Below are 402 nucleotides of genomic sequence, written 5' to 3'. Positions count from 1 at the left end.
CGATGCGGCGTGTGAGCATGCGGATGCTGGCGATGTGAGCGAAAGCGGTCGCGCTTTCGATGGATTTCTCCCAGTCCTTTGCGAGGCGGCGGCAGCGTCCGAGCCATGCGAATGTCCGCTCGACCACCCAGCGGCGAGGCAGGACGACGAAGCCCTTGGCCGTGTCGGAGCGCTTGACGATCTCGATGGTCCAGCGGCCGTGGCCGCGCATGGCGTCCTTGAGTTTGTCGCCCGCATAGCCGCCGTCGGCGAAGACGTGGCGCAGCCATGGATGGCGGAACCGGATCGCCCTGAGCAGGTCGGGAGCGCCGTCTCGATCCTGAATATCGGCCCGGTGGACCCGCACGAAGATCAGGAAGCCGAGCGTGTCGGTGATGATGTGGCGCTTGCGCCCTTTGATCT

Annotated in this window: 1 protein-coding gene; it reads right to left on the bottom strand. The window is 65.7% G+C overall.

All coding sequences use genetic code 11. The features are described from left to right. On the bottom strand, positions 1-402 hold a 402-nt coding region (locus V5F48_RS25050), incomplete at both ends, for an IS5 family transposase (protein ID WP_394260659.1).

This window comes from Xanthobacter autotrophicus ATCC 700552 (assembly GCF_043194565.1).
Classification (GTDB): Bacteria; Pseudomonadota; Alphaproteobacteria; order Rhizobiales; family Xanthobacteraceae; genus Xanthobacter; species Xanthobacter autotrophicus_F.
This window is presented reverse-complemented; position numbering and strand designations above follow the sequence as displayed.